Below are 24,965 nucleotides of genomic sequence, written 5' to 3'. Positions count from 1 at the left end.
CAGTCCCGGCTGAGAAACGATTGCTGTGCACCGGGATCGCTCTACCTTGGTAACCCGGGCCCGGCTTTCTGCCAAGAGGCGCTTCTACTATCCAATCTCGTAGCGAAAGCCGGGGAAATATGACTCCCCGGCACCGTGAACGATCATCCACAAAGCCCGTCACTCACCGCCGAAAGGCATAACCGAACCCGCTCCTGCCCTTTCTTTTCGGGCCTTCCGCGCCCTAAGAGAAAGGGCCCCACCCCACCCTCGCGAAAGGCCCCGCTCGCCCAGGCCAAAGGTCCCGGGCGGCCCCCTCCGCTACCCGCTATCGGGCCTAGTAGGCCAAACGACGCCTGTGCCCCATGTCACCGGGGCACCGCTCCTCCCCGCCCCACGCGGGCCCTGTGGCCTGGGCCTTCGCCGGCCCTTCCGGGACCATCGGCCCCCGCCCGGCAGTAGCCTGTGCGCGCGACGGCGAGCGGCGGCGCGCGGCGGCTATGGCCCGGGCGCACGGGGGGTGGCCGGGGGCCGGGAAAGCTTTGGGGCGCACAGGGATACGGGGAGACAAGGGGGACGGGGAGTGGAGCCCGCAGCCATCGGCACGCGGTTGGTATCGAGCGCGATCGTGCCGCTCATCAAGAAGCTGTTCGTGGCGGAGGGGCCGGGCGCCGGGCTGGTGGACAAGCCGGTACGGGTCTCCGCGCTGGTCTCCTTCCGCGGCGAAAAACGCACCCTCACCGAGCGTGACCTGCACAAACTCGCGACCGAGCTGGTACGCAGGAGCATCCGATCGGCCGGCCCGCATGAGCGCCCGGTGTCACCCGGCGATGAGACCGCCGTCATCGACGCGCTGGCCCGCACCCTGCATGGCCTGGGCGACCTCACCATCAGCGACGTCGAGGCCGTACGACACGGCCCACGCAGCCTCGCGCAGCGCCTCAACGAGGGCTCGCCCGACGGGGGCTGCCCCACCCACCTCAGCGCCGACGCAACCACGCTCTACAGGAGCGTCCTGGAAACGGCCTGCCTGCACATCCTGCACTTCTTCACACAGCGCTCCACCTTTGTCGCGCGCACCCTCGTAGAGCAGAGCGAACAGCTATCCGGGCTGGTGGCGAAGGTGGACGCGTTAATCGAGCGCCACCCCTCGCACGCCACGGCCGACGCCCAGTTCGAGGAGCGCTACGCCCGCTATATCGCCAGCAAGCACGGCACCCTCACCATCTACGGCATCGACCTGACGTCGTCCCCGGACCGGTGGCCGCTGGACGCGACGTACCTGAGCCTCCAGGCGACGCGGGCGGGCACGGCGGACTGGGAGGCCAACCGGCCGGTGACCCTTCGCAATCTGCAAACTCCTGGCCCCCTCCCCTACGAAACCGCCCTCCCCCTCCCAGCGGACCAAGCCCTAGCCGACCGGGACCGGGTGCTGGTCCGCGGCATCGCGGGGTCCGGCAAGACGACGCTGGTGCAGTGGCTCGCGGTGGTCGCGGCGCGGCGGCACTACGACGAGCGCCTGGTGCACCTCTACGGCCGCATCCCCTTCGTCCTCCCGCTACGCACCCTCACCCGCGGCGGCGCCCGGCTCCCCACCCCGGGCCGCTTCCTGTCCGCCGTGGGCTGCCCGCTCGCGGACTCGCAGCCGGACGGCTGGGCGGACCGGGTGCTCAGCGCTGGGATCGGCCTGGTCCTCATCGACGGCATCGACGAGATCCCCGAGCGCGAGCGCGAGCAGACCCGCCGTTGGCTGCGCGACCTGCTCGACACGTACCCCGACAGCCGCTACCTCGTCACCTCCCGCCCCTCCGCCGTACGCGATGACTGGCTGGGCCAGGAGGGCTTTGACGAGCTCACGCTCTCGCCGATGGGCCGCGACGAGGTAAGGGCGTTCATCAACCGCTGGCACACGGCCGCCCGCTCAGAGGCAGCGGCCACGGGCGCGGGCGGTGGCGCAGGCGATGAGGCGATCCGCCTCGACGCGTACGAGCAGTCGCTACTCACCGCCGTGCGCACCAAGCAGGACCTCGGCCGCCTCGCGACCAACCCCCTGCTGTGTGGTCTGATCTGCGCCCTGCACCGCGACCGCCGCGGCTACCTCCCGCACGGCCGCAAGGAGCTGTACGACGCGGCCCTGTCGATGCTGCTCGCCCGGCGCGATCGGGAGCGCGACATGAGCGGTCCGTACGGCATCGAGCTGCACGAGGAGCCGCAGGTCCAACTCCTCCAGCGGCTCGCCTACTGGCTGATCCGCAACGGCCGCACCGAACTGGACCGCGACCGCGCGGAGCGCATCATCGCCGAGGCGCTGCCCGCGGTCCCCGCCGCTGCCGCCCAGGGCGACGCGGCGGCGGTCTTCCGTCATCTACTGCACCGCAGCGGCCTGCTGCGCGAGCCCGGCCCGGGTGCCGTGGACTTCGTGCACCGCACCTTTCAGGACTACTTGGGCGCCAAGCGCGCGGTCGAGGAGTGGGACATCGGCGTCCTGATCGACCACGCGGCCGACGACCAGTGGGAGGACGTCATCCGCATGGCGGTCGCCCATGCCCGCCCCCGCGAACGCGCGGAACTCCTCACCGAGTTGGTGCGGGCCGGGGACCAGGCCGAGGACGACCACACCCGCATGCGCGTCCACCTGCTGGCGATGGCCTGCCTGGAACACGCGACGGAGGTGGACCCCGGCGTACGGGAACAGGTGGAGGAGCGTACGGCGAGGCTCATCCCGCCCGCGACGAACGAGGCAGCGCGGGCACTGGCGGTGGTGGGCCCCCTCGTGCTGGAGCTGCTGCCAGGTCCGGAGGGGCTGACGGACGTGGAGGCCACCCGCGTAACGGTCACGGCCTCACATATCGAATCGGACGCGGCCCTCCCGGTACTCGCCAAGTTCCGGGACCACGACTCCATCCCCGTACGGTCGCAACTGGTGTGGGCCTGGTCGCGCTTCGATACGCAGCAGTACGCACGGGAGGTCATCGCCCATCTCAAGCCGGATGGCCTGTACTACTTGGCAACGTCGGTCGAACACCTCCATGCGCTACACGAACTCGGCGGGCGGCCGAGGTTGGAGACGCGCGGCGACATCGATCCGGAGGCGTTGGCCACCTATGTACGCAGCCACCAGCTCAGCCATCTGCGGGTACGGGACCACGACACGCTACGGGACCTGAGCTTCCTCGCGGGCCAGAGCAAGCTGCGCTCCCTCAGCTTCCAGCGCTGCCCATCGGTTCACAATCTGGAGCCACTCAGCGGACTGCCGCTGACCGACCTGGCGCTCGACGTGCACCGTATCGACCTGAGCCCGCTACGCAACCTGCGCCTCCTCCGGTCGCTCAACCTGGAGATACGCCAGGACAGGGACTGGAGCATGGACCAACTGCCACCGGAGGCCCCGCTCATCGGCCTCAACGTCGAGTTCACCGCGCGCGCCAGGGGCGGCAGTGAGGCCATCGCCCGCTGGCCGCTGCTGCGCACCTTGGCTCTCGGACCGAGCAGCCCCACAAGCCAAGCGGAGTGGGACGCGGTCACCGCGCTCGGGCAACTGGAGTACCTGGACGTCACGGCCTCGTCACTCGACCACCTAGCGCCCGGTCACGCGTTGCCTTGCCTCCGCCGCCTATTCATCAACCTCGGCGGCGAGATCCCCGACCTGTCGAAGCTCCCCGCGTTCTGCCCCGGACTCCGCTGGCTGGAGCTGAACGGTTCCATCTTCTTCGAGACCGCCTACGACGTCTCGCCCCTCGCCAGCCTCCCTGGCCTCACCATCCTCCACCTTCCGCGGGGCATCCGCCTGATGGGCGCCGAGGCACTCCCCCCGGGCCTACTGCCACCCGAGTACGCGTCCTAGTGGTCACTCCCACCCAGCCGGCCCCTCATTCCACTCCGAGATCGGGCCGGTTTCGGAACTTCGCTGACCGTGTCGGCGCCCGGCCCGCTGCTCACGCTTCAGCCGGGCGCGTTCGGCCCTCAGCAACCGTTCGTAGTCCCCCAACACGCGCAGCAAGGCGAACCCGGCCCCCAACGGGATGGGCCCCGCCACCCGGAGCCGGTACGTACCGTCGCTCTCCTCGGCCCGCAGCTCGGGGGACCACACCCCGTAAGCCGCCAACTCATATCGCAGTATCTCGGCGACCTGCGCCGCCGGGTGCTCCGGCGCCACCTCGCTCACGAGGCGCCGCCCAACGGCACGTTGAACTCGCACCACACGGTCTTGCCCGGCTCGTCAGCGTCCGGCTCGTCCCCGGCCTCGCCACTGGCCGACGTCCCGCACAGGTCGGCGAGGGCCGCTACCAGGAACAGCCCGCGGCCATGGGTGTCGGCCGTCGTCGCCGTGCGTGGTGCGGGTAGTCGGGGGTCCTCATCGTGCACGGCGAACCGCACGCGGGCAGGCTCGACGGTCACGGTCAGCCGGGCGTCCCCAACGGCATGCTGGTGCACATTGGTGACCAACTCCGATACGCACAGGGCGGCGGCGTCCACGAGCCCGGCCAACTCCGATGCCGAAAGCACGCTAGTGACGAAGTCCCGACAGACCTTGGGCGCGATCTGGCTCGCGGGGGTCAACAGGACATAGGTATGCGGAAGTTCATCGTCCAGCAGGGCCAGACGAGTGCTCTGCGCTCCCGGTTCGGCACGTACTCCCATGACAGGCTCCATGGCGTTCGTAAGTGAGAGGGCTACCCACTCCGGTGGCCTGCCGCCCCCGCGGCTGTGAATCGGGCGGTGCGCTTCCGGAGTTGGGCGGTTGAGGGCGCGTTGACGACTACGCCGCCGACACCCCTGTGTGATCGGTACAACACGTACGGTAGATGCAGCTTCAGCTAAGTTGCAACCGTACAGAGCGTTCGATAGACCACGCTGTGTTCCGCAGGGCACACTGTGGGTTCCGAACCCTCTGGAGGAACCCGTACGTGGCACTGCGAACACACATCACCGAGAGGCAGCGCCGACTCGGTGTGGAACTGAAGAGGTTGCGGTTGGCGGCGGGCCTATCCATCGCCAAGGGCGGCGAGCTCATTGGCATGGGAACGCCGCACCTCAGCCACATCGAGGCAGGCCGCACGGCAATCCCCACAGAACGGCTACGCAAGCTGGTGCACGCATACGGGTGCAAGAATGACCCGTACATTGACGCTCTCGTCAGCATGTCGGAGAGCAACGGGAAGGGCTGGTGGACGGAGTACCGCAAAACCTTCCCGCAGTTCGTGCGCGATCTGGCCGAGTTGGAGTTCCGTTCCACGAGTCTCCAGTCGTACGAGACGCTACTGATCCCGGGGATGCTCCAGACCGAGTCATACATGCGGGCGTTGTTCCGCAGCCTGGTACCTCACACCTCATCGGATGAGGTAGAAGATCTGGTCCGATTTCGTTCGGCCCGCCAAGAGGTGGTGCGTCGCGAGTCGGCTACCACGTTCCATGCCGTGATCCACGAAGCGGCGCTTCGGATGATGGTAGGCGGCTCGCACGTCATGCGGGGGCAGCTCATTCACCTCATCCGCATGTCCAAGAACCCTGGCGTAACCATTCAGGTGCTGCCCTTCGACATGGGAGTACGGTCCTGGTTCAGCACTCCATTCTTGATCCTCGGAGCGGTAGTCCCAGAGCTTGAAACAGTTTCCACCGAACAACCGTCCGGTAGCCTCTGGCTGAGGGACGCCGAAGCCATCGCCCAGTACCGGGCTACTTTCTCGGGCCTAAGCAAAAATGCACTGCCGCCCGTGGTGGCGAACGAGTCTCCAGAGCTCCATGAAGAGCGCGACTCATGGGGGCTCATCCACCACATCCTGTACACGCACTGAAAGCAGGCGGCATGTACCAACTCACCTGGCGGAAATCCACCTACAGCGAAGCAGCCGGAGCCAACTGCGTAGAACTCGCCTCCTCCCCCGCCGGCCGGCGCCCCTGGCAGAAATCTTCGTACAGCACCGACCAGGCCAACTGCGTAGAACTAGCCACCTCTCACACGGACATCCACCTCCGCGAGAGCGACACCCCCCGCACCCACCTCACCACCTCGCCCCATGCCCTAGCCGCACTCCTCGGCAGCATCAAACAGGGCGAGTTCGACCACCTCGCAGCCAGCTAGGGTCATCGGCCGGGCGGCCTCAGCGCGCGCTTGCTCGTACGCCATTGCCGGGGTCGTCCAGCCACACCGTCTGCCGCCCGGGGTACCGGTCAGGTTCGGCGCAGACGCCCGCTCCTCCCCGTACCCGCCATGCCTCCGTAGCCCGTTGACGCAGCGCCCCCGTCGCCTCCGGCGTGCTCAAAGGCCGAGTCGGCGTTGCCCTGGACGGTTCAGCGCTCCCTGCCTGGTTTCTTCGCTAGCCTGCTGCCAGTCGCCAACTGGGGCTGGCACGAGGCCGGGAGAGAAACCATGAAGGTCCTTATCGCCGGAGGAGCCGGTTACGTTGGCAGCACTGTTGCCTCGGCCTGTCTGGACTCGGGCATGACCCCCGTGATCCTCGACAACCATGTGCGAGGCCGCCGGGAGTTCACCGAGGGCCGCACCTTGTACGAGGGCGACATCGCGGACGGCACGCTGATCGACCGGATCTTCTCGGAGCACCCGGACATCTTCGCCGTGGTGCACTGTGCGGCGTTGATCGTGGTGCCGGAGTCCGTGGCGGACCCGATCGGCTACTACGAGGCGAATGTCAGCAAGAGCCTGGCGTTCGTGAGCCACCTGCACCGAAACGGTTGCGACCGCCTCATCTTCAGCTCCTCGGGCTCCATCTACCAGGCCGAGGACGGCTCGCCGGTCAACGAGGACTCGCCGCTGGCGCCACAGAGCCCCTACGCGCGGACCAAGGCCGTGTGCGAGGAGATGTTCGCGGACATCGCCGTGGCCGGGCCGCGCGTGTTGTCGCTGCGGTACTTCAACCCGGTCGGGGCCGACCCCAAGTTGCGTACCGGTCTCCAGCTCAAGCGGCCGAGCCACGCCCTGGGGGTGCTCATCCAGGCGCACCAGGAAGGCCGCCCGTTCCCGATCACCGGGACGAACTACCCGACGCGCGACGGCACGGGCATCCGGGACTACGTGCACGTCTGGGACCTCGCCGCGGCCCACATCGCGGCGGTCGAGCGCTTCGACTCCATCCTCACGACGTCACAGCGTTCGATCGCGATCAACCTGGGAACCGGCTCCGGCACCACCGTCCGGGAGCTGTGCGCCGCGTTCAACGCCGTCGTGAGCACCCCTGTGGCAACCATCGACGCCGACCCCAGGCCCGGTGACGTCGCCGGTGGCTACACCAAGAGCGACCGGGCGGCCGAGCTGCTGGGGTGGGTGCCGAAACTCTCCCTGGAGGACGGCATCCGGTCCGCGCTGGACTGGATGCGGGTGCGCGACGAGCTACTGAAGAACTGACCTTCGACCGTGCAGCGCCGCGCCCCGAAGAGCCGGTTCTGCTCCGTGGGCGGGTGCCCGCAACCCGGTACCGGAAAGCGGCCCAGCCAGTACGCTGGCGGGGCCCGGCCCGCGCCGAGCGGAAGCGCGTGCCCGGGCCACTTCGATTCGCAGCGCAGCGCCGGGGGACGCCGATGCCATCAGCGGATTCGTTCAACACCGTGGTGCGTGAGGAACCCGCCCTGACGTTGGAGCGGCTCCTGACCGTGGTCGGGGCGGGGGCGCTTGAGCTGTTCGCGGCGCCGCTTGGCCTCGAAGTTCCCGTGCACGGGGTCGTCGTACTGGACGCACAGGAACCGGGCCCTGTGACAGGGCAGTTGCTGCTCGCGGTCGGAGTGGAACCGCGGTCGGCCGACGCCGTCGAGCTGGTACGGAGCTCGGGGCGGGCCGGAGCGGTGGCCGTGGTCTTCCGACAGGACGGCACGGGGCAACCGAGCGCGGCACTGCGGGCAGCCGCAGCCGATGCGGGTACCGCCATCCTCTTTCGTACCGCCTGGGTGGACTGGGCGCGGCTGGTGGGGGCACTGCGCGCGGGCCTGGTGGCCGCGGGCGTACCGACCGACCCCGACCTCGCCACGGTCGCGCTGGGCGACTTGGATCGGCTGGCCGAGGCGGTGGCCGCGCTGGTGGGTGGCTCCGTAACGATCGAGGACCCGCAGTCGCGGGTCCTCGCGTACTCGTCCACCGATGAGGCCGTGGACGAGTTCCGGCAGCGCACCATCCTGGGGCGCCAGGTGCCGCGTCCGCGGGTGGCGGACATGCAGCGGAACGGGTTGCTCCCGGCGCTGTGGGGCTCGGGCGATGTCATCCACCGGCCGGCCGCGGGCAACGTACCCGAGCGGCTGGCCATCGCCATCTCCGCGGGCGGCGAGATTCTCGGGTCGCTTTGGGTGGCCGCCGCCGGGCAACCGCTGCCGCCGACCGCGCGGCAAGCGCTGCGCACGGCGGCGCGGGCGGCGGCTCCGCATCTGCTGCACCACCGGTTTCGCCGGGCGGGCCAGGCACATCTGGTGCTGGACGCGGCGCGCGCTCTCCTGGAGGGGCGGGGGTCGGCGGAGGCGCTGAGCGCGCGCACGGCGCTGCCGGTGGAGGGCCACTGCGCGGTCCTGGCCGTGTGCGGCCCGACAGCCCAGCCTGACGCCGGAGCTGACTCTGGCTCTGGAACTGGCTCCGGAGCTGCTTGCGGCCCGGGCTCCCGCCAGGGGACCGATGGTGGCGCCGCCGACCTCGCCACCAGGCTGACCGACCAGTTGGTGCTGCACTGTGCCGCGCAGGAGCGCCAAGCGGTGGTGGTGCCATCGGGGCGAGGCGCGTTGGTACTGGTGGGTGGCCTGGCGAAGGACCCCGAGCAGGCGGCTTCCCAGGTGACGCGGCTAGGCGAGGCCCTGGCCCGGCAGGTGTCCGCGGTCCTTGGTACGGCGTTACGGGTGGGGCTCGGCGAGGCCAGGCCGCGCCTCGACCAGGCACCCGATTCACGAGAAACGGCCGAACTGGCGCTGCGCGCCCTGCTGTTCCGGGCGGATCAGCCTCCCGTGCTGACCGTGGCCCGGGCCACGGACCTGGCCGAGGCGGTGGCGCTGCTCTGGGCGCTGGACGCGCTGCGCGAAGTGGAACTGCCGCCGGGCACCCCGGTCGCTCGGCTCGCGGCGTACGACGCGGGGCACGGTGGTGGCGCCCTGGTCGCCACGCTCCGCGCCCACCTCGACCACTTCGGGGACACCGCCGCCACCGCCCAGGCCCTGGGCATCCACGTCAGCACCCTGCGCTATCGCATCAAGCGGCTACGTGAGGTGTGCGGCATCGATGTGGATGACCCGGACTCCCGGCTGCTGGCCCATATGCAGCTCCGCCTGCTGGACCAGGACAGACCACAACACTGACAGCGGCTGAGCCGTCTGCCCCGCACTCGCCCCACCCTCCGTCGAAGGGCATCCTGCCCTGCCCCGCTCCGCGACGCCCGCTCCCCCGCTGCGGGACTCCCCCATCCGCCACCCCGTCGGATCGCAGCACAAAACAGGGCGGCGCTCCGCGTTCCGCACCAAATGGCCGCTCGGACGCTCACGCCCTTGGCGTGCGGCGCGGGGCGCCTCCGCGAACGTCAGGCATCTGGACGAAGACATGCCAGCGCCCCGCGGGCAGCCTGGTCACATCCCCCGGGAAGGCGCTGGGCAGCTCGGACGGGACGAACCGGAAGGCGTGAGATGACCCTGACTCAGGCGGCCAAACGACGCGAGCACATCCTGCGCGCCGCGGTACGGCGGCGACTGATCGACCCCGAGAACGCGCTCCTGGCGGGATTCGTGGACCTGGACGGCATGGCCGCGAGCGTCGCGGCGCTGCACGCCGCCTTCCCGGCCTCGCTGCCCGCGCTCCACACCTTCGCGGCGAAGGCGAACTGCCTGGTTCCGGTGCTCAAGGAGCTCCGCACCCTCGGCATGGGCTGTGAGGTGGCGAGCCCCGGCGAGTTGGCCCAGGCACTGGCGGCCGGCTTCGCGCCGGACCGTATCGTCTTCGACTCGCCGGCCAAGACCCGCGCGGAACTCGTCCACTCCCTGGACCTGGGCATCGCCGTCAACGCGGACAACTTCCAGGAACTGGACCGCATCGACGAGCTCATCGCATCGCGCCCGTCCCCTTCACGGCTCGGCGTACGGATCAACCCGCAGGTCGGTGGCGGGTCGATCGGCGCCATGAGCACGGCCACGCAAACGTCCAAGTTCGGCATCGCCCTGGAGGACGAGGGGAATCGCAAGCGGCTGCTCCACGCGTTCCAGCAGCGGCCGTGGCTCACGTGGCTGCATGCCCACGTGGGTTCGCAGGGCTGCCCGCCTGACCTGATCGCGCGGGGTGTCGCGAAGGCCGTGGACTTCGCCGACGAGGTCAACGCCGCACTGGGCCGGCGCCAGGTGGTCGGCATCGACATCGGCGGCGGGATGCCGGTGAACTTCGCCAGCGACGAGACGTCGCCCACGTACGAGGCGTACGTGGCACGGTTGCAAAAATATGCCCCGGGCCTGTTCACGGGCGCGTACCAGGTGGTCACCGAGTTCGGCCGCTCCCTGCTGGCCAAGAACGGCTTTATGGCCGCCTACGTGGAGTACACCAAGTCATCCGGCGGCCGATCGATCGCGATCACTCACGCTGGGGCGCAGGTCGCCGTGCGGACGGTGTTCATGCCCGACTCGTGGCCGCTACGCATCGGCGCCCACCACCCCACGGGCGTCACCAAGAGCGGGGAACTGGTGGAACAGGACATCGCCGGGCCGTGCTGCTTCGCGGGCGATATGGTCGCCGAGGCCCGGCCGCTGCCGCCGCTCGCGCCCGGTGACATCGTGACGCTGCTCGACACGGGCGCCTACTACTTCTCCACGCCCTTCCGCTACAACAGCCTGCCTGTTCCCGCGGTGTACGGCGTTCGAGTAGACGCCACGGGGAACGTGCACTTCCACCTCGTGCGCCCCGCCGAGACCACCGATCAAATCCTCGCCGGCTCCGGCGCCTAACGCCCCCTCTTGCCTCCCACACAGCGCAGCGCGGAGCCGCCCCACGGCAGCGCGCAGCCGCCGCCCCGACGACGGCTGGTCACCGCGCGGCGCTCACCGCGCGAAAAGGCTGCCCCCGGAAACCGTTGCGGTGGTTTCCGGGGGCAGCCTGTGAGCTCACCCGCGATGCCGCGGAGCGCGTCGGACGGTCGGGTCCGGCGTGCACGCGCCAGCGGGCCTACGCTTCCTTCGTCAGGTTCGGGCCGCCACCCGCAGCGGACTCGATCGGAGGAGTGTCCGGCAGGGCCGTCTTCTCCTCGCCGCGGAAGGTGAACTGCTTGTCCTTGGGCTCGCCCTCGCCCTCGACGCCGACGACCACGATGTGACCAGCGCGCAGTTCGCCGAAGAGGATCTTCTCCGACAGTGCGTCTTCGATCTCCCGCTGGATCGTGCGGCGCAACGGCCGGGCGCCAAGGACCGGGTCGTAACCCTTCTTGGCCAGCAGCGCCTTGGCCTCCGCGTCGAGCTCAAGGCCCATGTCGCGGTCCTTCAGACGCTCGTCCACCTTGTCCACCATGAGGTCAACAATTTGGATGATGTCTTCCTCGGTGAGCTGGTGGAACACCACGGTGTCATCGACACGGTTGAGGAACTCGGGCCGGAAGTGCTGCTTGAGCTCCTCGTTGACCTTGTTCTTCATCCGCTCGTACCCGGTGCGGACATCGCCCGCGGCGGCGAAGCCGAGGTTGAAGCCCTTGGAGATGTCCCGGGTGCCGAGGTTGGTCGTCATGATGATGACCGTGTTCTTGAAGTCCACAACCCGACCCTGGGAGTCGGTCAGGCGACCGTCCTCCAGGATCTGCAACAGCGAGTTGAAGATGTCCGGGTGGGCCTTCTCGACCTCGTCGAAGAGGACCACGGAGAACGGCTTACGGCGCACCTTTTCGGTGAGCTGGCCGCCCTCCTCGTACCCCACGTATCCGGGGGGCGAGCCGAACAGTCGCGAGACCGTGTGCTTCTCGCTGAACTCCGACATGTCAAGCGAGATGAGCGCGTCTTCGTCACCGAAGAGGAACTCGGCGAGGGTCTTGCTCAGCTCCGTCTTACCGACACCGGACGGGCCCGCGAAGATGAACGAACCACCGGGGCGCTTCGGGTCCTTAAGGCCGGCCCGCGTACGCCGGATGGCCTGCGAGAGCGCCTTGATGGCGTCCTTTTGGCCGATGACGCGCTTGTGTAGCTCGTCTTCCATGCGCAGCAGCCGGGAGGACTCCTCCTCGGTGAGCTTGAAGACCGGAATGCCGGTGGCCGTCGCCAAAACCTCGGCGATCAGCTCCTCGTCCACCTCGGCGACGACATCCATGTCGCCGGCCTTCCATTCCTTCTCGCGCTTCGCCTTCCCGGCCAGGAGCTGCTTCTCCTTGTCGCGCAGCCCCGCGGCCATCTCGAAGTCCTGCGAATCAATCGCGGACTCCTTCTCCCGGCGCACATCGGCGATCTTCTCGTCGAATTCACGAAGGTCCGGCGGAGCGGTCATCCGGCGAATACGCATCCGGGAACCGGCCTCATCGATGAGGTCGATGGCCTTGTCCGGCAGGAAGCGGTCGGAGATGTAACGGTCGGCGAGCTGCGCAGCGGCCACGAGGGCGGCGTCGGTAATGGAAACGCGGTGGTGCGCCTCGTACCGGTCGCGCAGACCCTTCAGGATCTCGATGGTGTGCGGCAGCGACGGCTCCGCAACCTGGATCGGCTGGAAACGGCGCTCAAGGGCCGCGTCCTTCTCCAGGTGCTTGCGGTACTCATCGAGCGTGGTAGCGCCAATGGTCTGGAGCTCACCACGGGCCAGCATCGGCTTGAGAATGCTGGCGGCGTCAATCGCGCCCTCGGCGGCACCGGCACCAACCAGGGTGTGCAACTCGTCGATGAACAGAATGATGTCGCCGCGAGTGCGAATCTCCTTGAGTACCTTCTTCAGGCGCTCTTCGAAGTCACCGCGGTAACGAGAACCGGCGACCAGCGCGCCCAGGTCAAGGGTGTAGAGGTGCTTGTCCTTGAGGGTTTCGGGCACCTCGCCCTTGACGATGGCCTGCGCCAGACCCTCGACGACCGCCGTCTTGCCGACGCCGGGCTCGCCGATGAGAACCGGGTTGTTCTTGGTGCGGCGCGAAAGCACCTGCATGACCCGCTCGATCTCCTTCTCGCGCCCGATGACCGGGTCGAGCTTGGATTCGCGGGCGGCCTGCGTCAGATTCCGACCGAACTGGTCCAGGACCAAGGACGTCGAGGGCGTGCCCTCGGCGGGGCCGCCAGCCGTGGCGGCTTCCTTGCCCCCGGAGTAACCGGAAAGCAGTTGGATGACCTGCTGCCGGACCCGGTTCAGATCGGCGCCGAGCTTCACGAGGACCTGGGCGGCGACGCCCTCACCCTCGCGAATCAGGCCGAGCAGAATGTGCTCCGTGCCGATGTAGTTGTGGCCGAGCTGAAGAGCCTCTCGGAGCGACAGCTCCAGCACCTTCTTGGCACGGGGGGTGAAGGGAATGTGACCGGACGGGGCCTGCTGGCCCTGACCGATGATCTCCTCCACCTGCTGCCGGACCGCCTCGAGCGAAATCCCGAGGCTCTCCAGGGCCTTAGCGGCGACACCCTCACCCTCGTGGATCAGGCCCAGGAGGATGTGCTCGGTGCCGATGTAGTTGTGGTTGAGCATCCGGGCTTCTTCCTGAGCCAGGACGACAACCCGCCGCGCGCGGTCGGTGAACCTCTCGAACATCGTTAATCGCTCCTCAGAGCGGTCAGAAAGATCGGGGACGATCCCCTCCCTGTCCTTCCGCAGCTTAGTCCCGCAAGCAGGGACCGCTCATTCCAACTGCCGACACCCGGGATCTCCCCCACAGCGGTGGGGAGGGATTCCTGCCCCGTACAGCCGACACCTGCTCCAACCCGATGGTGCGAGACGATGTTCCCGCAGGCCAAGCTTCTACGCACACCACCACTACGCCGATGGCGAACGCGCCGTTGTCCCAGCCGCCGGGCCGCCCCTTCCCACTAGGTCTGTCTTACCCTCACGCACTGACAGTCCATGCCGCGCGGGTCTGTTCCATCCGCTACGGGCGAACAACCTCGCGCCTACAGCACACCCCGAATACTCCTCGCGCAACCCCAGGCCGACCACAGAAGGCGACGGCATGCCAACCGACCGTAACCCCCTAGTCGTTCGGCAGGTTGCCTCGAATATGGCAGCATCCGACCCGGCCGCCGCGCCACTTCCCATTACTCGTACGCCCCCTAGCCACCCCTGTGCGGTGGGCCCCCACGCCTCCCAGCACGCGGTGCGGGAGTGGTACGAGCGCGTATTGGGCTGGCCCGCATCCCCGGCGTGCGAGGGGCCGGTCCAGTTGCTGACCGGGCTGCGCTTCGACGTTCTGGCGCTGCCTGCCGACGCGGGAGATGCCGTACTGCGCCGGGTGCCGCGCACCGGCCCCGTGGCCGTGCACGGGCCGACGATGCTTTTTCTGGTGGCCCCAGGCAGCGCGGACGAGCTGCCTGGGCTGCTCGACTGGCTGGAGTGGGGCGGCGTCCCCCTGGAACTGACCGCACTGGGCATCGGGGGCCGTATGGCCGCCCCCGCACCCATCCCCGCGATCGTGGGGGAACGACTCGGCTCGCGGGAGACCGCCACCTGGGTGCGGCCTCCCAGGCCGGGGTGCGAAGCGGGGCAGACACCCCCGCCGCGGGAAGCACAGCAACCGCGACAAGCGCTGCAACCGCAGCAACCGCGACAAGCACAAGAAGCACTGCCGTCCCTCGGCCTCCGGCACGGGGAGGGAGCCCGAGGGTTCCACGGCCTTCCCGACAGTGCGGGAATGGACGGCTTTCAGAGCGATCTCCATGCCCCGAATCTGGTCCGGTTGGTCAGCGCCGTTGCGACGGAATGCCACCGAGCCCGACTGCTGCGCGTACGGCGAAATGATGCCGGCCGTGCTCAGCCGTTGGCCTTCTCGTACGCCTCGCGCACGGTGGCCGGAACGCGACCGCGGTCGTTGACCTCGTAACCGTTCTCCTTCGCCCAGGCACGGATCTTCGCCGTGTCCTGGCTGCTGCTCGCACCCGCCCGAACGCGACCCCGGCCACCGGCGGCACGGCCTCCCGTGCGACGGCCACTCTTGGTGTACGGCTCAAGAGCGGAACGAAGCTTGTCCGCGTTACCCGTGGTGAGGTCGATCTCGTACGTCTTGCCATCCAGCGCGAACGTCACGGTCTCGTCGGCCTCGCCACCGTCGAGGTCATCGACAAGAAGGACCTGAACCTTCTGTGCCATTGAGGATTCCTTTCATGGATAAGGGATTACGAGGCATTAGCAAACCGCTTTTCCCGAGAAAACACAAACCCCCAGCGAAGGTTCAGCTACGCATCCGCGTGGGAACACTCCGTTGCGGAGCTATGTGATAGGTGAGCGATTCGGACATAGAGGCCGGCGATCACAGTTGCAGAAGCATCCGGCTGTTGCCAAGGGTGTTCGGCTTCACCCGTTCGAGGCCAAGGAACTCTGCGACGCCCTCATCATAGGAACGCAGCAGCTCGCTGTAGACATCACCATCGACCGGCGTCTCCCCGATCTCTACGAAGCCATGCTTGCTGAAGAACTCGACTTCGAAGGTGAGGCAAAAAATTCGCCGAACCCCTAGCCATCGAGCCGTCTGCAACAACTTGTCCAACACTTGGTGCCCGATGCCGCTACCCGTCAGTGTTGGATGCACGGCGAGAGTGCGCACCTCGGCCAGGTCTTCCCACATGACATGGAGCGCGCCACAGCCAATGACCTCACCGTCCTCGTCTCGCTCCGCGACCCAGAACTCCTGGATGTCCTCGTAAAGCGTCACGGTCGCTTTGTCGAGCAGGATGCGCTCACCCACGTACACGTCGATGAGGCGCCGTACCGCACGAACATCGGAGGTGCGGGCTCGGCGTACAGTGACGACTTTTGATAGTGCGGACATGGCCGGACGCTATCGCCCCGCTTCACTTGAGGTGTCGCCGGGCCCATCGAGTTGTACCACCCGCATGGCATCACGCAGCGCTTCCCGCTGCTGTTCGGACATCATCCCGAAGAACGCCACGAGGGCGGCTGCCGGGTTGTCACTAGCGGACCACGCTTCGTTCATGAGTGCGGCAGCGTATGCAGCCCGGGTGGAGACGGCCTCATATCGATAGGCACGGCCTTCTGCTTCGCGCCGCACCCAGCCCTTCTGATGAAGGTTGTCCATTACCGTCATGACGGTCGTGTACGCGATGGAGCGTTCCCGCTGAAGGTCTTCCAGCACTTCTCGGACAGTGACCGGGCGGTTCCACTTCCACACCCGCGTCATCACCGCGTCTTCTAGCTCTCCCAATGGTCGAGGCACATGTGAATAATAGTGGGAGATGCCGTAAATGCCCGTTTATTAAGAACAGAAAAGGGCGCACGTTCCGGCCGGTCGGCTCGGTTCGTACGCCCTCGGCGGGGCCAGTGGTCAGGCGCCGTGGCTCCCCGTGGTGCCGCCCTGCCGGGTCGGCTCCGCTCGCGCCAGCGCCGCGTCCACGGCAGCGTCTTCCTTGTTTTTGTTGGCGCCGCCCTGGCTCTTGACGATGGTCTTGATCAGCGCGACAAAGGCCACGGCCATCACGGCGGGCGGGACCAGCGCGGAGACGTAATCCATGAGTGTCGGCCTCCCTGTGCTTGAGGCCCCCAGGTTACGGGGTGGGCCACGGGCGACCTTGGCAGGGGCCGACAAACCGGCCATGGCGTGCGCAGCGCAGGACCATACGGGTGCATGCAGCGCCCGGTAGCTGGGCCGTACACGGCGCCCGGTAGCTGGTGCCGCACGCAGCGCCTGGTAGCTGGGCCGCGTGGAGGCGCGGACGGTCAGGCCGATCGGATGGTCGGCGGGGTGGCCAACCGTTCATCGGCTGGCGATGCCGGTGTTGACGGGGTTGACGGGGTTGACGATGGCGAAGGGGACGGTGGCGGCGGTGACGAGGGGCGCTTGGGCGGGAATGCCTCGCCCGGCGTGGGCACCGGCCGGCGCGGCCCGCTGGGCTCCGCATCGCCGGGAGGCTGCCTGACCGGTCCCGGAGCCTTGGCGGGGGCCCGGCCAGGGGACTTGTCGGGTGGGGGCCCGGCGGCGGGGCGCGAAGCTGATCTGCTGCCCGGGAAGGCGATCGGGCGGGCCAGTACGCCTCGCTGCGCCAGACGTTCACAACGGCGCAGCAGTGCGCACCTGCGTTCCGACTCCGCTCGGCTCACCGGATCGGCGCACAGCGCGCGGAGCGCGGTCAGGTCATCGGCGCTCGGCGCGTACCCGGCCGTTAGGGCGCCTCGCAACTGCTCTAGGTAGCTCGTGGCGGCGCCGGGCAGCGCGGCCCGGTAGCGGGCGAGTTCGTCCAGCACAAAGGCCCTGAGCCGGCCGCCCTCGCGGGCCGCCTCGTCCACGGCCTGGGCCAGCCGCAGGAACGCCCACACCTCATCGGCTCGGGCCGTGGCCGCTGTTGGGGCTGGGGTTGAGGCTGAGGCTGAGGCCGGCGCGCCGCGCTGGCCGGGGGTGGACGGGCCCGTACTGGAGTGGGACGCGGCGGCCCTGGGGTGGGGCGCGGTAGCTCGGGGGCCGGGCGCGGCGGAGGGGACGGCGGTGGCGGGTTGGAGGACGAGCGCGAGGGCGCGTTGCAGCACGCGCAATTCTTCGGCGCTGAACGCCATACCGCCTCGCGATCCATAGGGCGTGGGCATGGAACGACTTTAAGTGCTAAGCGGACAAATACCGCTCAGCACGCCATGTCGGGCGTGCCCTTGGCTGGAGCCCTGCCTGGCACGAGCCCGTAGCCGGGCCGCGCCTCCGCGCTTGCTGGTGGGAGGCGGTGTGTCGAGGTGCGCCACGGTGCGGCGGTCTGAGGTGGCGGCTTGCGGTGGCGGGTTGCGGTGCGGTGCGGATGAGCATGTGTCGCTCACGCGCCCGCTTGCGCCCCCGCGTGTGCCCGGGCCTCAGCGCGCTCTTGCGCGTCAAGCACCTCGTGGCCGTGCTGGAACGCCCAGCCGCCGCAGATCGCGATGGGTTCGAGCAGGATGCGCCCCAGTTCGGTGATCTCGTACGTGACGTGCGGCGGGGTCCGCGCAGGCGAACGGCGCAGGATCAGGCCATTGTACTCCAGCCGCCGCAGCGTCTCAGTCAGCACCTTGGCGCTGATGCCACCGATGCGCGCCCGCAACTCACCGTGGCGCAACGCTCCCTCGCGCAGCGCCCAAAGAGTGACCGCGGTCCAGGTGTTGGAGAGCAGATCGAACGTGAGACGGGCGCGGCAATCGGCGAGGAAGGGTGCCGCTCTGCGGTGACGACGAGGAGGCCCTCGCCACCGCCCGCACGCTGGCCGAGGCCGTGGGCTGCGCGGCGATCCCGGCGGGCGGCCTGGACCGGGCGGACCTGTTGGAGTCGGCTGCCCTGTTCGTGATCGGCCTGTGGTTCGGCGGCGCGGACGCCCGGTCGGTGATACCGCCGCTTGAGCACGCGTTCGGGTAGCGGCGGGCGCCCTCGCGCGAAGGCGGGCGTGGCGCAGCGGCGGCGAGGCGCGCGTACGTAGATGGGGGAGGCGCGCGTACGCGGTCCCGCGTGTGCAGGGGCCGGCACGGGAGCAACCTCCTCATGGCAGGTGCCGGCGGCTCCCCTCGTGCCACCCTCCCGCGCGGCCCCTACCTCACGTACCTCACGTGTGCCGCATGTGCCCCATGTACCTCACGGGATCACGTAGCTCACGTACGGGAGACGTTGCGCTCGTAGACCAAGCGCAGGCCGATCAGGGTCAGCCACGGCTCGTGTTCGTCGATGACCGATGCCTCGCCGAGGACCAGCGGGGCGAGTCCCCCGGTGGCGATGACGGTCACGTCGTCGGGGTCATCGGCCAGTTCGCGGGCCATGCGGGTCACGACGCCGTCCACCTGACCTGCGAAGCCGTAGATGATGCCGGACTGCATCGCCTCGACGGTGTTCTTGCCGATGACGCTGCGCGGACGGGCCAGTTCGATCTTGCGGAGCTGGGCGCCCTTGACGCCCAGCGCCTCGACGGAGATCTCGATGCCGGGGGCGATGACGCCACCGACGTACTCGCCGCGCGCGCTGACCGCGTCGAACGTCGTCGCCGTGCCGAAGTCCACGACCACGCACGGCCCCTCGTACAACTCGACCGCAGCCAGCGCGTTGATGATCCGGTCCGCACCGACCTCCTTGGGGTGGTCCATCAGGATCGGCACCCCGGTCTTGATGCCGGGCTCGACCAGTACGGCCGGTACGTCGCCGTAGTAGCGGCGGGTCACCTCGCGCAACTCGTGCAGCACCGAGGGCACGGTGGAGCAGATGGCGATGCCCTCGATGCCGTCGCCCAACTCCTCGCCGAGCAGCGGGTGCATGCCCATCAAGCCGTTGAGCAAGACGGCCAATTCATCCGCGGTGCGACGGGCGTCGGTGGAGATGCGCCAGTGCTCGACGATGTCCTCGCCGTCGAACAGGCCAAGGACGGTGTGGGTGTTGCCCACGTCGATGGTGAGCAGCATCAGCCGTCCTCCCGCAGATCCAGGCCGATGTCGAGGATGGGCGAGGAGTGGGTGAGGGCACCGACCGCGAGGTAATCCACGCCGGTGTCGGCGTACTCACGGGCGTTGGCCAACGTCAGCCGGCCCGAGGCCTCCAACTTGGCGCGGCCCGCGACCAGCGTGACCGCCTGCCGGGTCTGCTCGGGCGTGAAGTTGTCGAGCAAAATCAGCTCGGCGCCTACGGCGAGCACCGGCTCGATCTGATCGATACGGTCCACCTCGACCTCGATCGGCAGCCCGGGGAACTCGTCCCGTACCGCCTTGAACGCGGCCACCACGCCACCCGCCGCCACCACATGGTTGTCCTTGATCAGTGCGGCGTCCGAGAGGGACATGCGGTGGTTGACGCCACCGCCACAGCGCACCGCGTACTTCTCCAGGGCGCGCAGTCCCGGCGTCGTCTTCCGGGTGTCGCGCACGGCGGCCCCGGTGCCGGCGAGCGCGTCGGCCCAGGCGCGGGTCGCGGTGGCGATGCCGGACAGTCGGCACATCAGGTTGAGTGCGCTGCGTTCGCTGGTCAACAGGTCGCGCGTGCGGGTGCGGACGGTCAGCAGTCGGTCGCCGGCGGCTACCTGGTCGCCATCCTCGGCGTGCCGCTCGACCTCGAACGCGTCGGTGCACACCACCGACAAGATCGCTTCGGCGATCCGCAGCCCGGCCACCGTGCCCGCCTCGCGGGCGGTGAAGTCGCCGGTGGCGACCGCGTCCTCGGGGATGGTCGCGACGGTGGTCACGTCCACGCCGCGGTCTAGGTCCTCCTCGATCGCCAGGTGCGCGACGTCCTCAACCTGGATCGGGTCGAGGCCCGCGGTGACCAGCAGGGCCGCGAGGTCGGGGTCGAGCCCGCAGGTCAACGGGTCGAGCAGGTACGCGCCGTCTTGTTCCGCGCCCGCGGGGACGCCGCAGCCGCAGGCATCACCGCAGCCGCCTGCTCCGCCGGCTTCCCCGGCGGCCGAGCCGTCGATGTGCAGCAGCGGGAGGTCCGCTGGCTGCGGGCTGTCGTCGGGGGTGCTCACGATCACGGCTCCTGGGTGGGAAGGATGGGGCTGCATTCGACAGCTCCAGCAGCACCAGCAGTTCCAGCGGAAGTTGCGGATACGGCGGAGGAAGCTGCGGAAGGTGCCTGGGAGGGGGGAGGGTTGGCGGAGAGGCTTTCGGCGGGGCCACGTCGTACGGGCGGGAAGGCCGGGGTCTGCGTGGTACGCACAGCGAGCGAGCGGTCCGGCCGCAGGGCAACTAGCAGGTGGCGGCCCCACACCTCGTCGTCCTGGGCGGGGCAATCGTCGCGCCAGTGGCAACCGCGGGTCTCCTCGCGGCGCAGCGCGGCAGCCACCAGCACCCGGGCCACGAGCAGCAGATTCGTGGCCTCCCAGGTTTCGACGCCCGGTTCGGCGGTCTTGCCATCGGCTTCGAGTGCCTGAGCGGCGTCCTGGTGGATGCGATCGAGTTGTTCGGCGGCCCGGCGCAGCGTCTCCGCGGAGCGCAGCACTCCAGCGCCCAACGTCATGATCCGCTGCACGGCGAACCGCGCTTCGGGCGCCAGGAGCGGAGTGGCGGGCGCAGGGCCACCGGGCTGGCCAAGCGCATCGTGGTCACTGGCTTCGCCAAGCGCGGCCTGACCGCTGCCGATCGGGGCGCGGCTGTTGGGACTGGGGGAACGGTCGTTGGGACTGGGGAAGCGGTCGTTGGGGCGCAGGGAAGGGTCATTGAGGCTGGGCGAACGGTCGTTGGGGTCGCGGTGCGGGTCGGTCGCGTCCAGGGTTGCGATGTCGGCGGCGATGCGCTCGGCGAAGACCAGGCCCTCTAGGAGGGAGTTGGAGGCCAACCGGTTTGCGCCGTGCACCCCCGTACAAGCGACCTCGCCGCACGCGTACAACCCGGGGACCGTCGTACGGCCACGCAGGTCGGTCCGTACGCCACCGCTCGCGTAGTGCGCGGCCGGCGCGACCGGGATGGGCTCGGTCACCGGGTCGATGCCATGCGCGCGGCACGCGGCGAGGATGGTCGGGAAGCGCCGTTCCCACATGGTCGCGCCGAAGTGCCGGGCCTCCAGGTACATGTGCTCCGCGCCGCGCTCCTGCATCCGGCGCATGATGCCCTTGGCCACGATGTCGCGCGGTGCCAGCTCCGCGAGCTCGTGCTGGCCGACCATGAAGCGGGTGCCCTCGTCGTCCACCAGGTACGCGCCCTCGCCCCGCACCGCCTCGGAGACCAGCGGCTGCTGGCCCTCGGCGTCCGAGCCGAGCCACAGCACCGTCGGATGGAACTGGACGAACTCCAGGTCGGAGACCTCCGCCCCGGCGCGCAGGGCCAGCGCGACCCCATCGCCCGTCGATACGGCGGGGTTGGTGGTGGCGGAGAAGACCTGCCCCATGCCGCCGGTCGCGAGGACGACGGTACGCGCCCGCACGGCCCCCACCCCGTCCCGCTGCCCCTCCCCCATCACATGCAACGTCACGCCCGCCGCGCACCCCTTGGCGTCCGTGAGCAGGTCGAGGACGAGCGCGTTCTCGATGATCTCGATGCGGCCTTGGGAGGCGGCGGTGGGCGTGGCCGGGTCGCCGGCGGGGGCAGACGAAGAGGCCGGCGAGGGGGCCGAGCCTGCCGCGCGGACCGCGTCCACCAGTGCACGGGATATCTCCGCGCCGGTGGCGTCGCCGCCCGCGTGCGCGATGCGGCTGCGGTGGTGGCCGCCCTCGCGGGTCAGCAGGATCTGGCCGGTGTCGGTGTCGCTGTCGAAGCGCGCGCCGGTGGCGATCAACCGGTGCACGGCGCCGGGGCCCTCGGTGACCAGGGCGCGTACGGCGTGCTCGTCGCAGAGCCCGGCGCCCGCGACGAGCGTGTCGTGCTGGTGCTGCTCAGGTGTGTCGCCCTCGCCCAGCGCCGCGGCGATGCCGCCTTGAGCCCAACGCGTCGAGCCGTCGTCAAGCCGGGCCTTGGTGACCACCGTGACCGAAGCGCCCGCCGCTGCGCAGCGCAGCGCGACCGTCAGCCCAGCGACGCCGGAGCCGACGACCACCACATCGGCGTCCATCGCCCAACCGGGGGCAGACGCGTGCAGACGTACGCCGCTGCCGACGGCACGCGCATCGGTTACGCCCCCATCGGTTGCACCCGCGCCGGGCTCGGCCGCGCCGGCCTGGGGCGCGCCGGCCTGGGGCGCGCCACTGTCCGGGCCCGCGTCCCTGCCTGCGGTCGCGCTGCTGTTGCCGCTGCTCGTCATGGCGTGACTCCCCGCTCCGCGAACTCCAGGCGGACGTTGTCGATGAGGCGGGTGCTGCCGACCTTGGCGGCGACCGTGAGCACGGCCGCACCGTGGAAGGTGTCGCCGGCCTCGGTGAAGTCGGTGGCGTCAACCAGGGCCAGATAGTCGAGCACCAACGGTGGGTCGTAAGTGGCTGCCTCCGCGAGCACGGCCCGCGCGGCGTCCCGCACGACGCCCGGCAGCGGTGCGCCGGCCAGCCCGGCGACCGTGCCCGCGTCCGGCTTCGGGGTACCGGGTCGAGGTCGCCCGGCCGCCTCGACGGAGGTCTCCCCGCCGAGGGCGGCGCCGGCGGCGGGCGCGCCTTCGCGCACCGCCGCACCAGCACCAGCACCCGCACCAGCACCAGCACCCGCACCAGCACCAGCACCCGCACCAGCGCCCGCACCCGCACCCGCACCCGTCAGCGCGGCCACGCTCGCCGCGGCGAGTGCGTCGCGGCCCGCGAACAGTGCCCGGGACAGGGACAGCGCCGTGATCCGCTCGCTGGGCGAGAGGTAGCGGTTACGGCTGGAGAGGGCGAGGCCATCCGGTTCGCGGATGGTCGGGGCGCCCACGATGCGCACGGGGAAGTTCAGATCGGCGACCATCCGCCGGATCATCGCGAGTTGCTGCGCGTCCTTCTCGCCGAAGAAGGCCACGTCAGGCCGGGTGAGGTGGAGGAGCTTGGCGACAACGGTCAGCATCCCGTCGAAGTGGCCGGGCCGAGTCGTCCCCTCGTACCGCTCTCCCATCGGTCCCGCCGCGATCCGCACCTGGGGTGCGCCGCCCGGGTAGACCTCGTGCGCCGGGGGGGCCAGGACGATGTCCGCACCAGCCTCCGCCGCCACCTTCAGATCGGCTTCGAGCGTGCGCGGGTAGCGGTCCAGGTCTTCGCCTGCGCCGAATTGCAGCGGGTTCACGAAGACCGTCACCGTCACCAGGCCCTCGTCACCGACCTGGGCCCGCGCGGCGCGAATCAGCGAGGCATGCCCCTCGTGCAGAGCGCCCATCGTCATCACCACAGCCGTGCGGCCGTGGATCGCATGGGGAGACAGCGCCTCGTCATAGTCGCTAACGCTCGTGCACAGCTCCACGTCCGGCTCCCCGGCGCCGGGCTCGGTCCACCGTCGCGGGCTCATCGGCCGCCTCCGCTCGTACCGTCCGCGCTGTCCGCTCCGCCGCCCGTGCCGCCCGGCCCGTCCTCATCTTGGTGCGCGAGCACGCCCAGCAGGTCCTCGGCCAACTCCGGCTTGAGCAGGCCATGAGCAAGGGCCCGGTCCGCCGTCGCCCGGGCCATCGCCAGATAGCCCGGCACGGCCTGCGGCGCGTGCCGGCGCAACTCCGTGACATGCGCGGCGACCGTGCCCGCGTCGCCGCGCGCAACCGGTCCGGTCAGCGCGGCGTCGCCGCTGCGCAACGCGTTGTCCAAGGCGGCACCGAGCAGCGGCCCCAGCATCCGGCCCGGCGCAGCCACGCCCGCCTCCTGGAGCAGTTCCATCGACTGGGCGACCAGCGTGACCAGGTGGTTGGCGCCGATGGCGAGCGCGGCGTGATAAAGCGGGCGGGCCTCCTCCGCGATCCATTCCGGCTCGCCGCCCATCTCGATGACCAGCGCCTCGGCTGCCAGCCGCAGTTCCTCGGGCGCCGTGACGCCGAACGAGCACCCCGCCAGCCGGTCCACATCCACCGCCGTACCGGTGAACGTCATCGCCGGGTGCAACGCGAGCGGTAGCGCACCTGCCCGCAGCGCCGGCTGCAACACGCTCGTGCCGTACCGGCCCGAGGTGTGCACCAGGAGTTGGCCAGGGCGCACCGCGCCGGTCTCGGCCAGCCCCTCAATGAGGCCGGGCAGCGTGTCATCAGGCACCGTGAGCAGCACGAGGTCGGCGCGGGCCAGCACCTGGGCCGGGGTGACGAGCGGAACCTCGGGCAACAGGGCGGCGGCCCTGCGCATCGAGGTGTCGGAGACGCCGGATGCGGCGACCGGACGGTGCCCGGCCATCCGCAGCGCGGCGGCGAGCGCGGGCCCGACGCGGCCTGCGCCGACGACCCCGACGGTGAGCCGTGCGGGTCTGTCCTGGGGATCGGTGAGCTGTTGAGGGTTCACGGAGCGACGGCCTTCCGTTCCAGTCCGCGAGGGGTACCGGACGATTTAGCGCCATGCTACGCGAGTGCCTTCGGTGATCCCCAGGCATGTCCAGCGCCTGTGGATAACTTTGCGGGCTGCCCACAAGCCGCCCACCA

The 24,965-nt window shown here is 69.6% G+C and carries 21 protein-coding genes and 1 pseudogene; 8 read left to right on the top strand and 14 right to left on the bottom strand.

Going from position 1 to position 24,965, the window contains the following annotated elements; genetic code table 11:
- The first annotated feature begins 562 nt into the window (after positions 1-562).
- Positions 563-3,823 carry an NACHT domain-containing protein gene (locus tag FHS42_RS31075; protein ID WP_184578444.1) on the top strand — a complete coding sequence of 1,087 codons (3,261 nt, stop codon included), beginning with the start codon at positions 563-565 and terminating at the stop codon, positions 3,821-3,823.
- 3 nt (positions 3,824-3,826) lie between these two features.
- Here FHS42_RS31075 and FHS42_RS31070 read toward each other — a convergent pair whose 3' ends face one another.
- Both FHS42_RS31070 and FHS42_RS31065 read right to left on the bottom strand, forming a co-directional pair.
- Positions 3,827-4,144 carry a hypothetical protein gene (locus tag FHS42_RS31070; RefSeq protein WP_184578441.1) on the bottom strand — a complete coding sequence of 106 codons (318 nt, stop codon included), beginning with the start codon at positions 4,142-4,144 and terminating at the stop codon, positions 3,827-3,829.
- Positions 4,141-4,620: an ATP-binding protein gene (locus FHS42_RS31065; protein ID WP_184578438.1), complete on the bottom strand. Its 480-nt coding sequence runs from the start codon at positions 4,618-4,620 to the stop codon at positions 4,141-4,143. The genes FHS42_RS31070 and FHS42_RS31065 overlap by 4 nt, the downstream gene beginning before the upstream one ends.
- Positions 4,621-4,886: 266 nt before the next feature.
- On the opposite strand from FHS42_RS31065, the gene FHS42_RS31060 reads away from it, so the two are divergent.
- From FHS42_RS31060 to FHS42_RS31040, 5 genes are all read left to right on the top strand, one after another.
- Positions 4,887-5,774, top strand: coding sequence for a helix-turn-helix domain-containing protein (locus tag FHS42_RS31060; protein WP_184578435.1), 888 nt, complete (start codon positions 4,887-4,889; stop codon positions 5,772-5,774).
- A gap of 11 nt (positions 5,775-5,785) precedes the next feature.
- The gene (locus FHS42_RS31055) at positions 5,786-6,061 is read left to right on the top strand and encodes a DUF397 domain-containing protein (protein WP_184578432.1); all 276 of its coding nucleotides are present in this window, start codon (positions 5,786-5,788) and stop codon (positions 6,059-6,061) included.
- A gap of 288 nt (positions 6,062-6,349) precedes the next feature.
- A complete protein-coding gene (gene galE, locus FHS42_RS31050) occupies positions 6,350-7,342 on the top strand; it encodes a UDP-glucose 4-epimerase GalE (RefSeq protein ID WP_184578429.1) in 993 nt (330 codons plus the stop codon).
- Positions 7,343-7,515: 173 nt separating this feature from the next.
- The gene (locus tag FHS42_RS31045) at positions 7,516-9,261 is read left to right on the top strand and encodes a PucR family transcriptional regulator (RefSeq protein ID WP_184578426.1); all 1,746 of its coding nucleotides are present in this window, start codon (positions 7,516-7,518) and stop codon (positions 9,259-9,261) included.
- A gap of 321 nt (positions 9,262-9,582) precedes the next feature.
- On the top strand, positions 9,583-10,884 hold the full coding sequence (locus tag FHS42_RS31040; RefSeq protein WP_184578423.1) for a type III PLP-dependent enzyme domain-containing protein: 1,302 nt from the start codon (positions 9,583-9,585) through the stop codon (positions 10,882-10,884).
- Positions 10,885-11,101: 217 nt separating this feature from the next.
- Here the strand turns inward: FHS42_RS31040 and FHS42_RS31035 are convergent, their stop codons facing one another.
- Positions 11,102-13,633, bottom strand: coding sequence for an ATP-dependent Clp protease ATP-binding subunit (locus FHS42_RS31035; protein WP_184578420.1), 2,532 nt, complete (start codon positions 13,631-13,633; stop codon positions 11,102-11,104).
- 415 nt (positions 13,634-14,048) lie between these two features.
- Between FHS42_RS31035 and FHS42_RS31030 the strand changes: the two genes are divergently transcribed.
- The gene (locus FHS42_RS31030; protein ID WP_512700946.1) at positions 14,049-14,915 is read left to right on the top strand and encodes an SCO3374 family protein; all 867 of its coding nucleotides are present in this window, start codon (positions 14,049-14,051) and stop codon (positions 14,913-14,915) included.
- On the opposite strand, the gene FHS42_RS31025 is transcribed toward FHS42_RS31030, so the two are convergent.
- The 6 genes from FHS42_RS31025 to FHS42_RS31000 form a co-directional block, all read right to left on the bottom strand.
- On the bottom strand, positions 14,846-15,181 hold the full coding sequence (locus tag FHS42_RS31025; RefSeq protein ID WP_184578417.1) for a histone-like nucleoid-structuring protein Lsr2: 336 nt from the start codon (positions 15,179-15,181) through the stop codon (positions 14,846-14,848). The genes FHS42_RS31030 and FHS42_RS31025 overlap by 70 nt on opposite strands.
- A 160-nt stretch (positions 15,182-15,341) precedes the next feature.
- On the bottom strand, positions 15,342-15,860 hold the full coding sequence (locus FHS42_RS31020) for an amino-acid N-acetyltransferase (protein ID WP_184578414.1): 519 nt from the start codon (positions 15,858-15,860) through the stop codon (positions 15,342-15,344).
- Positions 15,861-15,869: 9 nt separating this feature from the next.
- Positions 15,870-16,265: a BlaI/MecI/CopY family transcriptional regulator gene (locus FHS42_RS31015; RefSeq protein WP_184578410.1), complete on the bottom strand. Its 396-nt coding sequence runs from the start codon at positions 16,263-16,265 to the stop codon at positions 15,870-15,872.
- 108 nt (positions 16,266-16,373) lie between these two features.
- Entirely contained in the window at positions 16,374-16,559 is a 186-nt protein-coding gene (locus FHS42_RS31010) for a hypothetical protein (RefSeq protein WP_184578407.1), read from the bottom strand.
- 206 nt (positions 16,560-16,765) lie between these two features.
- Entirely contained in the window at positions 16,766-17,626 is an 861-nt protein-coding gene (locus FHS42_RS31005) for a hypothetical protein (RefSeq protein WP_184578565.1), read from the bottom strand.
- Positions 17,627-17,841: 215 nt separating this feature from the next.
- A complete protein-coding gene (locus FHS42_RS31000) occupies positions 17,842-18,171 on the bottom strand; it encodes a winged helix-turn-helix transcriptional regulator (protein ID WP_184578547.1) in 330 nt (109 codons plus the stop codon).
- Between the two features lie 38 nt (positions 18,172-18,209).
- On the opposite strand from FHS42_RS31000, the gene FHS42_RS30995 reads away from it, so the two are divergent.
- Entirely contained in the window at positions 18,210-18,410 is a 201-nt protein-coding gene (locus FHS42_RS30995) for an NAD(P)-binding domain-containing protein (RefSeq protein WP_184578404.1), read from the top strand.
- Positions 18,411-18,640: 230 nt separating this feature from the next.
- On the opposite strand, the gene FHS42_RS30990 is transcribed toward FHS42_RS30995, so the two are convergent.
- From FHS42_RS30990 to FHS42_RS30970, 5 genes and pseudogenes are all read right to left on the bottom strand, one after another.
- On the bottom strand, positions 18,641-19,438 hold the full coding sequence (locus FHS42_RS30990; protein WP_184578401.1) for a type III pantothenate kinase: 798 nt from the start codon (positions 19,436-19,438) through the stop codon (positions 18,641-18,643).
- Positions 19,438-20,529 carry a carboxylating nicotinate-nucleotide diphosphorylase gene (gene nadC, locus FHS42_RS30985; RefSeq protein ID WP_184578399.1) on the bottom strand — a complete coding sequence of 364 codons (1,092 nt, stop codon included), beginning with the start codon at positions 20,527-20,529 and terminating at the stop codon, positions 19,438-19,440. The genes FHS42_RS30990 and nadC overlap by 1 nt, the downstream gene beginning before the upstream one ends.
- Before the next feature lie 125 nt (positions 20,530-20,654).
- Positions 20,655-22,511, bottom strand: a pseudogene (locus FHS42_RS30980) (L-aspartate oxidase); the annotation flags it as partial.
- A 185-nt stretch (positions 22,512-22,696) separates the two neighbouring features.
- Positions 22,697-23,860: a pantoate--beta-alanine ligase gene (gene panC, locus FHS42_RS30975; RefSeq protein ID WP_184578396.1), complete on the bottom strand. Its 1,164-nt coding sequence runs from the start codon at positions 23,858-23,860 to the stop codon at positions 22,697-22,699.
- Positions 23,857-24,828: a Rossmann-like and DUF2520 domain-containing protein gene (locus FHS42_RS30970; RefSeq protein WP_312867111.1), complete on the bottom strand. Its 972-nt coding sequence runs from the start codon at positions 24,826-24,828 to the stop codon at positions 23,857-23,859. Before FHS42_RS30970 ends, panC begins: the two co-directional genes overlap by 4 nt.
- Positions 24,829-24,965 lie beyond the last annotated feature (137 nt).

This window comes from Streptomyces zagrosensis (genome assembly GCF_014203645.1).
GTDB lineage: Bacteria > Actinomycetota > Actinomycetes > Streptomycetales > Streptomycetaceae > Streptomyces > Streptomyces zagrosensis.
The sequence above is the reverse complement of the archived record's forward strand: the minus strand, read 5'-3'. Positions and strand labels throughout refer to the sequence as shown.

Coding starts and splice junctions, on each gene's coding strand:
- FHS42_RS31065 (WP_184578438.1), bottom strand. CDS start 4,620: ATGGGAGTACGTGCCGAACCGGGAGCGCAGAGCACTCGTCTGGCCCTG.
- FHS42_RS31055 (WP_184578432.1), top strand. CDS start 5,786: ATGTACCAACTCACCTGGCGGAAATCCACCTACAGCGAAGCAGCCGGA.
- galE (WP_184578429.1), top strand. CDS start 6,350: ATGAAGGTCCTTATCGCCGGAGGAGCCGGTTACGTTGGCAGCACTGTT.
- FHS42_RS31045 (WP_184578426.1), top strand. CDS start 7,516: ATGCCATCAGCGGATTCGTTCAACACCGTGGTGCGTGAGGAACCCGCC.
- FHS42_RS31040 (WP_184578423.1), top strand. CDS start 9,583: ATGACCCTGACTCAGGCGGCCAAACGACGCGAGCACATCCTGCGCGCC.
- FHS42_RS31035 (WP_184578420.1), bottom strand. CDS start 13,633: ATGTTCGAGAGGTTCACCGACCGCGCGCGGCGGGTTGTCGTCCTGGCT.
- FHS42_RS31030 (WP_512700946.1), top strand. CDS start 14,049: ATGCCAACCGACCGTAACCCCCTAGTCGTTCGGCAGGTTGCCTCGAAT.
- FHS42_RS31025 (WP_184578417.1), bottom strand. CDS start 15,181: ATGGCACAGAAGGTTCAGGTCCTTCTTGTCGATGACCTCGACGGTGGC.
- FHS42_RS31020 (WP_184578414.1), bottom strand. CDS start 15,860: ATGTCCGCACTATCAAAAGTCGTCACTGTACGCCGAGCCCGCACCTCC.
- FHS42_RS31010 (WP_184578407.1), bottom strand. CDS start 16,559: ATGGATTACGTCTCCGCGCTGGTCCCGCCCGCCGTGATGGCCGTGGCC.
- FHS42_RS31005 (WP_184578565.1), bottom strand. CDS start 17,626: ATGCCCACGCCCTATGGATCGCGAGGCGGTATGGCGTTCAGCGCCGAA.
- FHS42_RS30990 (WP_184578401.1), bottom strand. CDS start 19,438: ATGCTGCTCACCATCGACGTGGGCAACACCCACACCGTCCTTGGCCTG.
- nadC (WP_184578399.1), bottom strand. CDS start 20,529: ATGCAGCCCCATCCTTCCCACCCAGGAGCCGTGATCGTGAGCACCCCC.
- panC (WP_184578396.1), bottom strand. CDS start 23,860: ATGAGCCCGCGACGGTGGACCGAGCCCGGCGCCGGGGAGCCGGACGTG.